We start from the raw sequence: 13,005 nt of genomic DNA on the forward strand, positions 1-13,005 counted from the left end.
CATGCCCTTCCGTTTCTTCGAGCGCATGGTGGACCCTGTCGCGCCGCCGGGAACCGCCGCCACCGGCGTGCTCGGCGTGCCCGTGCCGGAGCAGGAGCCGCCGAAATCGCTCCTGCCCTTCTACTGGCATTTCGTGCGGCAGGCCCGCGCGCCCTTCGCCGCGCTCTTCGCCGCGGGCATGGTCGTCGCGTTCCTCGACAGCCTCATTCCTGTCTTCATCGGCCGGGTGATCGCGTTGCTGGAGAGGCACGCGCCGGGCACGCTTCTGTCAGAAGCCTGGCCGGCGATGCTGGGGATGGCGGCCGTCATCCTCATCGGCCGGCCGATGGCGATCCTGGCGCAGAACCTCGTGACCCAGCAGGTGATCAACCCGTCCGTGACCAGCCTGATCCGCTGGCAATCGCACCGGGGCGTCGTGCGACAGGGCTGGGCCTTCTTCCAGGAAGACTTCGCGGGTCGCATCGCCAACCGCGTCATGCAAACCGGCCCCGCGCTGCGGGAAAGCGTGGTCCAGTCGGTCAACGCGGTCTGGTACATCCTGGTCTACGGCAGTTCCGCCGCCTTCTGGCTCGGCTCCGCGGACGTAAGGCTGGTCCTGCCGATCCTCGTCTGGTTCGCCCTCTACGCCGTATTGCTGCGCTACATCGTGCCCCGCCTGCGCGACCGGTCCCGCGCTGCATCGGAACAGCGCTCCCTTCTGACCGGGCGGATCGTCGACGCCTACACGAACATCGTGACGCTGAAACTCTTCGCGCGGGCGGAGCGGGAGGACGCCTTCATCGCGGACGGCGTGATGAATCTCACCCGCGCCTTCCAGGACCAGATGCGGCTGATCACGCTGAACGGCCTGCTGCTCTCCACGCTGAACGCCCTGTTGCTGGTCTCGATGGCCGCCGTCTCCGTCTGGCTCTGGTCGCGGGGGGAGATTGGGACGGCCCTCGTCGCGACGGCGCTTCCGATGGCCTGGCAGATCGCGAACATCTCGGGCTGGGTCGCCTTCAACGTCGCGGGCATCTTCGAGAATATCGGCGTGGTGCAGGAGGGGATGGGCAGCATCGCCGTCCCGCCCACCGCCCCCGATGCGCCCGCCGCCGTGCCGCTGCGCGTGACCCGCGGCGAGATCCGGTTCGAGGGCGTGCGCTTCGGCTACGGCAGCAAGGGCGCGCCGGTGCTGGACGCCTTCGACCTGCACATCCGGCCGGGGGAGCGCGTCGGCCTCGTCGGCGCCTCCGGTGCAGGCAAGACGACGGCGGTGAACCTGCTGCTGCGGTTCTTCACGCCGGAGGGCGGGCGGATCACCGTGGACGGGCAGGACATCGCGGGCGTGACGCAGGAATCGCTGCGCGGCGCGATCGGGATGGTCACACAGGACACGGCGCTTCTGCACCGCTCCATCCGCGACAACATCCGCTTCGGCCGCCCCGACGCGGCGCAGGAGGAGATCGAGGCCGCCGCCCGGCGCGCGGAGGCGCACGACTTCATCCTCCGCCTGCGCGACTGGCGCGACCGCCGCGGCTACGACGCCCATGTCGGCGAGCGCGGCGTGAAGCTCTCGGGCGGGCAGCGGCAGCGCGTGGCCATCGCACGCGTCCTGCTGAAGGACGCGCCGATCCTCATCCTCGATGAGGCGACGAGCGCGCTGGACTCGGAGGTCGAGGCAGCGATCCAGGACCAGTTGGACACGCTTATGACGGGCAAGACGGTCATCGCCATCGCCCACCGCCTCTCCACCATCGCGCGCCTCGACCGCCTCGTGGTGCTGGAGCAAGGCCGGATCGCGGAGGACGGGACCCATGAGGCGCTGCTGGCGCGGGACGGGGTCTATGCGCGGCTCTGGGCGCGGCAGTCCGGGGGTTTCGTGGGGGTGGAGTGAGCGCCTGCCGCAGCCGGAGCGGCTCGTGGCCGCGTCCTGCTCCGGCGCGGCGGCGGGTCAGGCCGTTGCCCACTCCGCCGGGGCCGTGCCGGCATCCCCACCGGGCCGGCGCGCCGGCCGACCCGCGAGCCAGGCGCGGTACACGCGGGCGACCTCCTCGAAGAGCCGAAAATAGACCGCTCGGCTGAAATGCAGGTAGTGGCGGTCGATCTCGTCCGCAGCCCGGATCATCGCAGTCATCTCGATGAACCGCAGATTCGGATGGCGGGCGCCGACGGAGCGGAAGACGTCGTTGAGCTGGCGCTGGAAGGTGATCTCGACGGCAGTGCCGTTCTGGTTCCCGAGTTCGTTCGGCAGCACCACGATCAGCAGGGCGTTTCCGGGAACCCGGCGCAGGATGGCTTCGCAGCTGGCGGCGTAGCGTGCCATGTCGTCCGGCAGGAGCGTGTCGAACTCCTCCCGCAGCACCGCGCCGATGCGGTCGTATTCCGCGGCATCCGCCTCGGAACGGTGGGGATGCTCCGGCCGCAGGATCTCGCGGATCCAGAGAGGCACCTCGAGGCCGGTCTCCCGGTGCCGGTGAATCGCGAGGCCGCTGTCGCCGGTGGGGCTGTAGAGGAGGAGCGTGCCGTCGCCGCAGGGCCCGAACATCGCGGCGTCGAAGAAGCGGGCGTCCATGCCCAGCTTCGCGGCCGCGGCCTGCTGCGCCGGCGTGATCCCCGAGGCGGCCTGGGCGAGGAGCAGGCTGTTCTGCCGGGGCACGTAGAGGGCGCCCCGCGCCTCCAGGACCTCGAGGTCGACGCTCTCGGCATGGGCACGGAAGAAGTGCCCGATCACCTCGAGCTCGCAACCGCCGCGGATCCGCACGTCCCGGAAGAGCCGCGCGCCGTCTGCGCCGTCCGCGTCCCCGCCCTGCGGGAGGTTGATCCAGTCCACAGGCTCGGCGAGGTCGGACAGCACCTCCCCCACCACCTGGACCTGCGGCCGTCCGAGGATGTCGTAGACGTATTGCTCGACGCCCATGCCGAGCGTCCGGCAGGAGAAGGCGAAGTGCTGCAGATGCGGCCGGCCCCAGGCGGCCAGGCCGCGGACGAGGAAGAAGCCGCAGAGCCCGTAGTCGCCGTAGCGGTCCCGCACCCGGACAAGGCCGGCCCGCACGTGGAAGGGCGCGATCTGTTCCAGGAGTTCCCCGCGCGCCGCCTCCTTGTCCTCGGGGAGGCGCAGCTTCGTGAAGTTGAGCTGGTTCGTGCGGTTCACCAGCTCGACGGCACGGTCGATGTGCGTCTCGACGTCGTAGACGATCTCGACGGTGATGTTGCTTCCGCGCAGGAACGCGCGGGGATCGCCCCCTGCGCGGATCTTCTCCGCGTGCCGCGCCTCGAGCAGCTTGTACTGCTTCAGGCGGCTCATTCCGGCGTCGGACTTGCCCCGGAAGCCAGGGTCCGAGAGGAAGGAGGCGATCGCCGTTTCGTCCGCCACCTGGATTCCCGGCACGGCCGCCGCGACCTGCGCCCGGTTGCCAGGGTTGTCGTCCACGAAGAGGACGGTCTCCGGGCGGAGCTGGACGGCCTCGATGATGCGGGCGACGCGTTCGGCCTTCGGCGACCAGTCGATGCTCGGGAAGATGAAGTGGTCCCAGAGACCCGTCTCGGTCAGGACCGTCTCGACCGCCGCATGGTCGTTCTTGGAACAGATGGAACTCATGATGCCGCGCCGGCAGAGCTCCACGACGATGTCGTGGTGTGCGCGGTTGTAGGTCAGTCCGCCCTCGGTGAGGGTTCCGGCCCAGAAGGTCTCGTCGAGGTCCCAGATGACGAGGCGGACGTCGCTGAACAGGCCGTCGCCGCACTTCGTCGTGGCCCCGCCGGTCTGCGCGGGTATGGCGGGATCCGGCCCGGGCCGCGCGACGGCAGAGGAGGCTTGGCCGGCCGGCCCGCTGGGGCGGCCGTCGTCGGGCTGCGCCGGTCGGGCCCCGGCGTCATCTCCGCCATGCCGGAAGGCCGCATGGAGGAGGTTCGTGAAGGGCGGCACCGGCCTCGCGACCTCCTGCGCTTCGCGATGGGACGACCGCGGGCGGCCCGGCGGTCGGCCTCCGGCGATGACCCCGCCGCTGGCCGCGTCGGGATAGCAGGGCCCGGATCGTTCTGAAAGCGTAAACGTGGTGTTTTCGCCTGGTCCTGCCGGGCCCGATCCGTGGCGGCAGCCGGCAGGTCACCGTCGCGGCGACCCCGTGGTCGCGGCACCGGACCCGCGCTCGAGAGGTCGGGGCGACACGGTACGAGACACAGCGCCGTGTCCCCCTGCGACAAGGCGGCGCTCCATCCGGCGGCGCCCTGGACTGCGGGAGCACGTCCCTCAGTTCAGCTGCACGTTCCCCTCGCGCACGATCCGCTCGATCACCGCGCGGCTACCCTCCACGGTCGCGGCGTAGTCCTCCGGCCTGCTGCCGACGGGCTCGGCGCCCAGCTGCGCGTATCGGCCCCGGACCACGGGGTCCTGCAGCGCCGTCGCGACGGCCTCCGCCATCCGGGCCACGATCGGCGCGGGCGTGCCGCGCGGGGCGGAGAGGCCGAACCACTCCTCCAGCACCGCGTCGGGCACCCCGGCCTCTGTCAACGTCGGCACCTCGGGCATGAGGGGCGAGCGCTCCCGGCTCGTCACCGCGAGCACCCGGACGCGGTTCGATTGCATCAGCGGCAGCGCCGCCGCGGTCGAGATCGCCGCGCTGTCGAGCGTGCCGCCTGCGAGGTCGCGCGAGACCTCGCCGCCGCCGCGGTACGGTACCTCGTTGAAGGTCACGCCGGTGCGGAGCTGCAGCAGCACCAACGTCAGGTGCGCCGCGGTGCCGTTGCCCGACTGGCCCATGGACACCGCCCCCGGCCTTTGCCGCGCCAGCGCCAGGAGCCCCGGCAGGTCCCGCACCGGCAGGTCGGGCTTCGCGACCACGGCCATGGGCATGCGCATGACCTGCGTCACCGGCACGAAGGCGCGGTAGTCGAAGCCGAGGTTCCGGTGGACCAGCGGGTTCACGACGTTGGCGAAGTTGTCCACAAGGAAGGTGGTGCCGTCGGGAGGCGCGCCCGCGACCGCGGCGCCGGCGATGGTGCCGCCGCCGCCGCCGCGGTTGTCCACGATGACGGATTGCCCGAGCACGGCGGAGAGCCTCTCGGAGACGATGCGGATCGAGGCATCGGCCGCACCGCCCGCCGCGTTGGGCACGACCACCCGGACGGGGCGGCGGGGCCAGTCCGCTTCCTGGGCACGGGCAGCGCCGGCGAACAGCGCGGCGGCCAGGGCGGCGCGGCGCGGGATGGCTGGGGTCACGGCGATTCCTCCGCCCCGCAATCTCGGCCGCGGGGTCGCGCGGAGGATAGCGCCCCCTCGTCCGGCGTCAGCCCCGGCGGCGCAACCAGTCCGCGAGGATGCGGCGCTCCTCCGGCTCCATCCCCGTCAGGTTGTTCGGGGGCATGGCGTGGGTCATCACGGCCTGGATCAGGATGCCCTCGGCCTGGCGCGCGATGTGCTCCGGCGTGTCGAGCAGCACGCCCTTCGGTGCGATGTGGATCCCCGTCCAGACGGGCTGCGCGGCGTGGCACATCGAACACCGGCCGGTGACGACCTCCACGACTTGCTGCGGCGGCGCGGCCTGGCCGGGCGGCAGCGGCATGGCGGCGGGCATGACGGCCGCCAGCCCCAGCCGCTCCCGCCCGATGGGCGAGGAGGAGATGCCGATGAAGGCCGCGATCAGCAGGCAGGCCGCGGCGACGCCCCAGGACCACCAGGGGGAGCCGCGGCCGGCGTTCCGTTCGTTGTAGAAGTAGCGGATCACCGCGCCCGCGATCAGCACCAGCGCGACGACGACGGGCAGCAGCGGCGTGGACCAGGCGGTGGGGTAGTGGTTCGCGAGCATGAAGAACACGACGGGCAGCGTCAGGTAGTTGTTGTGCATCGAACGGATCTTCGCCGTCTTCCCGTATTTCGGGTCCGGCGTTCGCCCCGCGATGAGGTCGCGCACGACGACCCGCTGGTTCGGGATGATGACGAGGAGGACGTTGCCCGCCATCCAGGTCGCCATGACCGCACCGGTGTGCAGCATCGCGGCGCGGCCGGAGAAGACCTGCTGGAATCCCCAGGCCAGGGCCACGACGAAGGCGAAGCCGACGCCGGCGAGCAGCATTTCGCTCTCCGCCAGCCGCGACTGCACCAGAAGGTTGTAGGCGAACCACCCCAGGACGAGCGCGCCGATCCCGATGGCCGCCCCCGTCAGGGCGGAAATGTCCCGCACGGTCGGATCGATCAGGTAGAGATCGGCCGAGCCGTAATACACCCAGCACAGCAGCGCGAAGCCCGAGAACCAGGTCATGTAGGCCTGCCATTTGTGCCAGATCAGGTGCTCCGGCATCCGCTCGGGCGCCACGACGTATTTGCGGACGTGGTAGAAGCCGCCGCCATGGACCTCCCAGGCGTCGCCCGTCGTGCCGGCGGGCTGGTCGGACTCCCGCCGCAGGCTGGCGTCGAGGTGCATGAAGTAGAAGGACGCGCCGATCCAGGCCATCGCGGCGATGACGTGGGTCCAGCGGATCAGCAGGCCGCCCCATTCGTGCAGGATCGGGTCCATCGGGTCTCCAGGCGGCGCCGGCCGTGTCGTCCTGGTCGGCGCGCCCCGGGCTTAGCAGGAACGGTGCCGCCGGCGCAGCAGGTCCGGGTTTCAGCTCCCCCGGTACGTCGTGTAGCCGAAGGGGGAGACGAGGAGCGGCACGTGGTAGTGCCGGCCGTCCTCCGCGACGCCGAAGCGCAGCGTGACGCGGTCGAGGAAGGGCGGGTCCGGCAGGTCCACGCCCTGGCCGCGGAAATAGGCCGCGACATCGTAGGTCAGTTCATAGGTCCCGGCCCGCGTCGCGCCCTCCGGCAGCAGCGGCGTGTCCGCGCGGCCGTCGGCGTTCGTCACGAAGGTCGCCACGACCTCCCGCCCCCCTCCGGCAGCAGGCGGCAGAGTTCCCCGCGCATCCCCGCGGCGGGGCGGCCATGGGCGGTGTCGAGGACGTGCGTGGACAGGCCCGCCATGGCGGCGATTCTCCGGCTGGTGCGTCGCGGCGCATCAGGACGGCGCCTCCGCCGGCGTGTCGAGTCCGCGGCGTGGATGATGCCTGGGCCCGCGTTGCTGCGGTGCACGCGCTTGACACCACATGGACGCCTGTTTAGGGACCGCCCGCGCCGCGCGGGGCGACAGCACCGCGAGGAAACGATGGCGGAGAACCGGGACGGCTTCGACGACCGCCTGCGGCAGGCCAGGGCCCGGCAGGGCCTGGACCCGAAACCCGGTGGGGGTGAATCGGGATTGCCCACGGGATCGTGGGGAATTGGCTTCCGTGCGGGTGTCGAAGTGGTGGCGGCGCTGGTCGTCGGGGCGGGCATCGGCTTTGTCCTCGACCGCTGGCTCGGCACCTGGCCGTGGCTCTTCCTCGTCTTCTTCCTGGTCGGTGGCGCGGCGGGGATCGTGAACGTCTACCGGCTGTTCAGTCCGCGTCCGGGCGAAGGCAAGAAGTAAGGGACCGACAGTGGCCGCCGAGGGGAAGACGATTGACGCGCTGAGCCAGTTCGAGCTCGCGCCCGTGCTCGGCCCGATCGGCCGTGCCGTCGGCTTCTCCCAGTCCAACGCGCACATGCTGCTGGCCGTCGGCCTCATCACCGCCCTCATGCTGTACGGGATGCGGCACCGCGCCGTGGTACCCGGCCGGCTCCAGGCGGCCGCCGAGATGCTGTACGAATTCGTCGAGGGGCTCGTCGTGGGACAGGTCGGCCACGAAGGCCGCCGCTACTTCCCCTTCGTCTTCTCGCTCTTCATGTTCGTGCTCTTCGGGAACATGCTGGGCCTGCTGCCCTACGCCTTCACCTACACCTCCCACATTGCCGTCACCCTCGGCCTCGCCGTGCTGGTGTTCCTCGTGACGACGGTCGTGGCGCTGGCGATCCACGGGCGGAAGTTCTTCGGCTACTTCTTCCCCGAAGGCGCGCCGATCTGGCTCGCGCCGATCATCATCCCGGTCGAGATCGTGTCTTACCTCTCGCGGCCGGTCAGCCTCTCCATCCGTCTCTTCGCGAACATGGTCGCGGGGCACGTGATGCTGAAGGTCTTCGCGACCTTCGTGGTGCTGATCGGCGGCTTCGGCGCGGTCGGCATCTTCGGCGCGGCCCTCCCGCTCGCCGTCAACGTCGCGCTCGTCGGCTTCGAGATCCTCGTGGCCTTCCTGCAGGCCTACGTCTTCGCGATCCTGACGAGCATCTACCTGCACGACGCCGTCCACCTGCACTGATCCCAGAGCACCTGGCACCAGTCGCGTCGGACGTCGCCGCAGACCCCTCCATCGGACAACCAAGGAAGCATCCCGATGAACGATCCCGCCGCCTACCTCGGCGCCTACAAGGCCCTCGGCGCCGGCCTCGCCGTCATCGCCCTCTTCGGCGTCGGCCTCGGCATCGGCAACATCTTCTCGTCGCTCATCACCTCGGTCGCCCGGAACCCCGGCGCGCGCGACGCGGTCTTCCCGATCGGCATCCTGGGCTTCGCCCTGACGGAAGCGGTCGCGCTCTTCGCGCTGCTCATCGCCTTCCTCATCCTCTTCGCCTGATCCTTTCTCGCTGTCTTGGGCGGGGGCCTCGCCCCCGTCTCGCGGAGCACGACGTGGCCCGACGCCTCCTCCTCGCCGCCGCCCTGGCCGTCTTGGCCGGGACCGCGACCGCCCAGGTTCCGCAGGCGGTCCCTCAATCCGGGGGACACGGGGCGGTCGTGACCTCGCCCTCCGTGACCAACGGGCGCGCCACGGGCACGGCCGCGCAGGGCACCGTCACGCCGGGCGGCGTCTCCGTCCCCGTCGCCTCCGACAGCGACCGCCAGCGCGCGGCCGCCCAGGCGCCGGCGACGGGCAGCCACACGGCGACGGATGCCGGCGGCATGCCGCAGTTGGATTTCGCCAATCCCCTGACAATCGCCCAGGTGATCTGGCTTTTCATCATCTTCGGCCTGCTGGTCTACCTGGCGTCCCGCTACCTGCTCCCACCGGTGGCCGAGGTGATCGAGAACCGCCGCGCGCGCATCGCGGGCGACCTCGACGTCGCCCGCGATGCGCGCGCGGCGGCCGAGGCCGCCGAGGCGGCCCACCGCGACGCGACGGCACGCGCGCGGGCCGAAGCCCAAGCCGCCATCGCCGACGCGTCAAAGGCCGCCCAGGCCCAGGCCGCAACGCAGGCGGAGGAGCTGAACGCCCGCCTGAGCGCCCGCATCGCCGAATCCGAGGCGCGGATCGCCGCATCCCGCGATACGGCCATGCGAAGCCTCCGCGAGGCCTCGACCGACGCGGGGGACGCCATCGTCCATCGTCTCGCCGGCTTCTCGGACCGCGAGGCGGTTGCCGCGGCAGTCGGCGGGGAGCTCGCGGCCCGCAAGCTCGAAAACGCCGCTTGAAGGGGGCGACCTGACGATGCACCACTACGAGCACTTTTGGCTCGACCCGAAGTTCTGGGTCGCCGTCTCCTTCGTCCTCTTCTTCGTCCTCGCGGGCCGGAAGATGTGGTCGGCGCTGACGGGCATGCTTGACGCCCGCGCCGCCGCCGTCCGCACCGAACTGGCCGAGGCGTCGCGCCTGCGCGAGGAGGCCGAGGCGATGCGCAAGCGTGCCGAGGCCGACCGCGCCGCCGCCGCCCGTGAGGCGGCGGAGATGATCGCCCGCGCGCGCGCCGAGGCCGAGCGTGTCGCCGCCGCGACCGCCGCCGAGGCCGAGGCCGCCGCGGCCCGGCGCGAGCGCATGGCGATGGACCGGATCGCCGCCGCCGAGGCCTCCGCCCTGGCAGAGGTCCGCGCCGTGGCCGCCGAGGTCGCGACCGCCGCCGCCCGGACCGTCATTGCCGAGCGCCTGACGCCCGAAGCCGACGCCGCCATGGTTGACCGCGCCGTCGCCGACCTACCGCGGGTGCTGCGCGCGGCCTGAAGAGCGCCCCTCCGGGGCCGGTGACGGGCGCCTCCGGGCGCCCGTTTTCGTTTGGAGGGTCTGTCCGCGCCACCGCGCCCCTGCCCCCGGACGCCCGACGCCCGACGCCGGACGCATGACGAGCGGCCCGAAGGGCATCGGGCATCCGAAGATTCCTTCGGCCCCGTAGTTCCCGGCCCCCGCCGTTCCGGTCTAGCCTGTCGCGAAACTAGGCATCCGGAGACGCGAATGCGACGGCTTCTTCTGGCAGGCGCCGCGGCGCTGGCCCTCTGCGGGACCGCCGGCATGGCCTCGGCGCAGACCTTCCGTTGGGCCAATGACGGCGACGTCAATTCGATGGACCCCTACGCGCGGAACGAGACCTTCCTCCTCACCTTCACCGCGAACATCTACGAGCCGCTCGTCCGCCGGAACCGGGAACTGAAGGTGGAACCCGCGCTGGCCGAGTCCTGGCAGCAGACCTCCCCCACCGTCTGGCGCTTCAACCTGCGCCGCAACGTCCGCTTCTCCGACGGCACGCCCTTCACGGCGGACGACGTTGTCTTCTCGGCCGAGCGCGTCCGGGCGCAGGGGTCGAACCTCACCGCCGTCCTCGCCTCGGTGAAGGAGATCCGCAAGATCGACGACTTCACCGTCGAGTTCGAGACCAGCCAGCCCAATCCGATCTTCCTCGAGGAGATCACGACCTGGACGATGATGTCCCGCCGCTGGGCCGAGGCGAACAACGCCACGCGCAGCATGGACCTGACCTCCGGCCAGGAAAACTTCGCGACCCGCAACGCGATGGGCACCGGGCCCTTCGTCCTGGTGTCGCGGGAGCCCGACCGCCGCACCGTGCTGCGCCCGAACCCCAACTGGTGGGACCGTGCCGAGCACAACCTGCAGGAAGTCCAGTTCAACGTAATCGCCAACGACGGCACGCGGGTCGCCGCGCTGCTCTCCGGCGAGATCGACATGATCTACACCGTGCCGCCGCAGGACACGGACCGTCTCTCCCGCGCGCCGAACATCCGCATCCACCAGCAGGCGGAACTGCGCACGATCTTCCTCGGCATGGACCAGGCGCGGGACGAGCTGCTGAAGTCCGACGTCCGGGGCCGTAACCCCTTCCGCGACGTCCGCGTGCGCCGCGCGATGAACATGGTGATCGACCGCGAGGCGATCCGCACGCGCATCATGCGGAACCAGTCGCGCTCCACCAACCTGATGATCGGCCCCGGCGTGAACGGCTTCGTGGAGGCGGAGGACCGGATCCCGCGCCCGGACATCGAGGCGGCGCGGCGCCTGCTGGCAGAGGCCGGCTATCCGAACGGCTTCGGCGTCACGATGGACTGCCCGAACGACCGCTACGTGAACGACGAGGCGATCTGCACCGCGATCGTCCCGATGCTGGCACGAATCGGCATCCGCGTGCAGCTCAACGCCCAGACCCGCGCCCGCTACTTCGCCGAGATCCTGGCGCCCCGCTACAACACCAGCTTCTACCTGCTGGGCTGGACGCCCGCGACCTATGATGCGCACAACACGCTGTACAACATCATGGCCTCCCGCGACCCGTCGCGGCAGCGCGGCGTGTTCAACTCCGGCGGGTGGAGCAACGCGGAGTTCGATCGCCTCACCGACGCGATCGCGGTCGAGACGACCCCCGCGCGCCGCCAGGAGATGATCAACCAGGCGATGCGCATCCACGCCGACGAGGTCGGCCACATCCCGCTGCACCAGCAGACCGTCGTCTGGGCGGCGCGCAACACCATCACGCTGCAGCAGATGGCCGACAACTACTTCCCGCTGCGCTTCGTGCGGGTGGGGCAGTAGGCGGCACCTCCGGGCGGCCTTGGAGGGAGGAAGCGCCTTCCTCCGGGGCCACCTAGAGCAACGCCAACTGCCGCTCCTCCCCCGCCGACGGCGCACGGAACCGGGAGCAGTCAAGTTTCCCGCGTTCGCTCACCTCCGCGTCGTCCAGGCCCAGGCGGCGCATGGCCGCGCCGAAGCGCTTGGACAGCATGTCGGCGTAAGGGCCCGTGCCGGTAAAACGCGTGCCGAACTGCATGTCGTTCAGCTTGCCCCCCCGCGTCTCCCGCACCAGCGCCAGCACGCGCGCCGCGCGGTCCGGCATGTGGGTGGCCAGCCATTCCTCGAACATCCGCCGAATCTCCAGCGGCAGGCGCAGCAGCACGTAGCCGGCGGCACGGGCGCCGTGCGCGTGCCCGGCTTCCAGGATGCGCTCCATCTCCGCGTCGTTGATGCCGGGAATCATCGGCGCAGCCATGACGCCCGTCGGAATGCCGGCACGCGACAGTTCCTGGATGGCCGCTAGGCGCCGCAACGGCGCGGCCGCGCGCGGCTCCATCATCCGGGCAAGCCGCGGGTCCAACGTCGTCACGGACAGGCAGACCTGGACGAGGTTCCGCTCCGCCATGCGCGAGAGGATGTCGAGGTCCCGCGTCACGCCCGCCGATTTCGTGACGATGGTCACGGGGTGGTCGTGGCGGTCCAGCACCTCCAGCACCGCCCGCGTCAGGCTCAGCGTGCGCTCGACCGGCTGGTAGGGATCGGTATTCGATCCCAGCGCGATGGGCCGCGCGACGTAGCCCTTTTTCGAAAGGTCCTTCTCGAGCAGCGCGGCGACGTCCGGCTTGAACTGAAGGCGCGTCTCGAAGTCGAGGCCGGGCGAGAGCCCGATATAGGCGTGGCTCGGCCGCGCGTAGCAGTAGATGCAGCCGTGCTCGCAGCCGCGATACGGGTTGACCGAGCGGTCGAAGCCGACGTCCGGGCTGTCATTCCAGGTCAGCGCCGTCTTCGCCTTGTCTGGCGTCAGTTCGGTGGCCAGCGGCGGGAGTTCGGCGAAGGCCTGCTCCAGCGTGCCCCAGCCGTCGTCGAACGGGTTGCGCGCGCTTCGGACAAAACGGTTCGGCGGGTTGGACACCGCACCCCGGCCGCGGCGCAGGCCGGGGACGGCGTCGCCGGTCTCCGCGTGGCGGAAGCCATTGCGGTATCCGGGATTGCCAAGGCTGCCGTCGGGCATCGGCCCTCCTGACCTGTTCGCGTTCCGTTCACGCTTATCTGGGCAGCCACTCCGGGTGAAGTCAAGAACATTAACGGAACAACGATCGCGAGCAGACTCGTCCTCGGCACCCGTCTTCCGGA

Annotated in this window: 12 protein-coding genes; 7 read left to right on the forward strand and 5 right to left on the reverse strand. The window is 70.8% G+C overall.

Features of this window, described 5'->3' with window-relative positions:
* Position 1: 1 nt before the first annotated feature.
* Positions 2-1,873: an ABC transporter ATP-binding protein gene (locus ACE7GA_RS03985; RefSeq protein WP_376095947.1), complete on the forward strand. Its 1,872-nt coding sequence runs from the start codon at positions 2-4 to the stop codon at positions 1,871-1,873.
* A 57-nt stretch (positions 1,874-1,930) separates the two neighbouring features.
* On the opposite strand, the gene ACE7GA_RS03990 is transcribed toward ACE7GA_RS03985, so the two are convergent.
* The 4 genes from ACE7GA_RS03990 to ACE7GA_RS04005 form a co-directional block, all read right to left on the reverse strand.
* Positions 1,931-3,904 carry an HAD-IIIC family phosphatase gene (locus ACE7GA_RS03990; RefSeq protein ID WP_376095950.1) on the reverse strand — a complete coding sequence of 658 codons (1,974 nt, stop codon included), beginning with the start codon at positions 3,902-3,904 and terminating at the stop codon, positions 1,931-1,933.
* A gap of 324 nt (positions 3,905-4,228) precedes the next feature.
* On the reverse strand, positions 4,229-5,197 hold the full coding sequence (locus ACE7GA_RS03995) for a Bug family tripartite tricarboxylate transporter substrate binding protein (RefSeq protein WP_376095953.1): 969 nt from the start codon (positions 5,195-5,197) through the stop codon (positions 4,229-4,231).
* Positions 5,198-5,264: 67 nt separating this feature from the next.
* Complete coding sequence (locus tag ACE7GA_RS04000) at positions 5,265-6,491, reverse strand: urate hydroxylase PuuD (protein ID WP_376095956.1); 1,227 nt, start codon at positions 6,489-6,491, stop codon at positions 5,265-5,267.
* A gap of 90 nt (positions 6,492-6,581) precedes the next feature.
* The gene (locus tag ACE7GA_RS04005) at positions 6,582-6,821 is read right to left on the reverse strand and encodes a hydroxyisourate hydrolase (RefSeq protein ID WP_376095959.1); all 240 of its coding nucleotides are present in this window, start codon (positions 6,819-6,821) and stop codon (positions 6,582-6,584) included.
* Positions 6,822-7,118: 297 nt separating this feature from the next.
* On the opposite strand from ACE7GA_RS04005, the gene ACE7GA_RS04010 reads away from it, so the two are divergent.
* From ACE7GA_RS04010 to ACE7GA_RS04035, 6 genes are all read left to right on the forward strand, one after another.
* On the forward strand, positions 7,119-7,421 hold the full coding sequence (locus ACE7GA_RS04010; protein ID WP_376095962.1) for an AtpZ/AtpI family protein: 303 nt from the start codon (positions 7,119-7,121) through the stop codon (positions 7,419-7,421).
* A gap of 10 nt (positions 7,422-7,431) precedes the next feature.
* Positions 7,432-8,187, forward strand: coding sequence for a F0F1 ATP synthase subunit A (locus ACE7GA_RS04015; protein ID WP_376095965.1), 756 nt, complete (start codon positions 7,432-7,434; stop codon positions 8,185-8,187).
* A 75-nt stretch (positions 8,188-8,262) separates the two neighbouring features.
* Entirely contained in the window at positions 8,263-8,502 is a 240-nt protein-coding gene (locus ACE7GA_RS04020) for an ATP synthase subunit C family protein (protein ID WP_376095968.1), read from the forward strand.
* 53 nt (positions 8,503-8,555) lie between these two features.
* Positions 8,556-9,335 (forward strand): F0F1 ATP synthase subunit B', encoded by a 780-nt coding sequence (locus tag ACE7GA_RS04025; RefSeq protein WP_376095971.1) that lies wholly within the window; start codon positions 8,556-8,558, stop codon positions 9,333-9,335.
* A 16-nt stretch (positions 9,336-9,351) separates the two neighbouring features.
* The gene (locus ACE7GA_RS04030) at positions 9,352-9,858 is read left to right on the forward strand and encodes a F0F1 ATP synthase subunit B (RefSeq protein WP_376095974.1); all 507 of its coding nucleotides are present in this window, start codon (positions 9,352-9,354) and stop codon (positions 9,856-9,858) included.
* A 228-nt stretch (positions 9,859-10,086) separates the two neighbouring features.
* A complete protein-coding gene (locus ACE7GA_RS04035; RefSeq protein ID WP_376095977.1) occupies positions 10,087-11,673 on the forward strand; it encodes an ABC transporter substrate-binding protein in 1,587 nt (528 codons plus the stop codon).
* A 52-nt stretch (positions 11,674-11,725) separates the two neighbouring features.
* Here the strand turns inward: ACE7GA_RS04035 and ACE7GA_RS04040 are convergent, their stop codons facing one another.
* The gene (locus ACE7GA_RS04040) at positions 11,726-12,883 is read right to left on the reverse strand and encodes a PA0069 family radical SAM protein (protein WP_376095980.1); all 1,158 of its coding nucleotides are present in this window, start codon (positions 12,881-12,883) and stop codon (positions 11,726-11,728) included.
* Positions 12,884-13,005 lie beyond the last annotated feature (122 nt).

The organism is Roseomonas sp. CCTCC AB2023176, assembly GCF_042259275.1.
Taxonomy (GTDB): Bacteria; Pseudomonadota; Alphaproteobacteria; order Acetobacterales; family Acetobacteraceae; genus Roseomonas.

Excerpts from the sequence above, each read along its gene's own strand:
- ACE7GA_RS04010 (WP_376095962.1), top strand. The coding sequence starts at position 7,119 with ATGGCGGAGAACCGGGACGGCTTCGACGACCGCCTGCGGCAGGCCAGG.
- ACE7GA_RS04040 (WP_376095980.1), bottom strand. The coding sequence starts at position 12,883 with ATGCCCGACGGCAGCCTTGGCAATCCCGGATACCGCAATGGCTTCCGC.
- ACE7GA_RS04030 (WP_376095974.1), top strand. The coding sequence starts at position 9,352 with ATGCACCACTACGAGCACTTTTGGCTCGACCCGAAGTTCTGGGTCGCC.
- ACE7GA_RS04035 (WP_376095977.1), top strand. The coding sequence starts at position 10,087 with ATGCGACGGCTTCTTCTGGCAGGCGCCGCGGCGCTGGCCCTCTGCGGG.
- ACE7GA_RS04000 (WP_376095956.1), bottom strand. The coding sequence starts at position 6,491 with ATGGACCCGATCCTGCACGAATGGGGCGGCCTGCTGATCCGCTGGACC.
- ACE7GA_RS03985 (WP_376095947.1), top strand. The coding sequence starts at position 2 with ATGCCCTTCCGTTTCTTCGAGCGCATGGTGGACCCTGTCGCGCCGCCG.
- ACE7GA_RS04020 (WP_376095968.1), top strand. The coding sequence starts at position 8,263 with ATGAACGATCCCGCCGCCTACCTCGGCGCCTACAAGGCCCTCGGCGCC.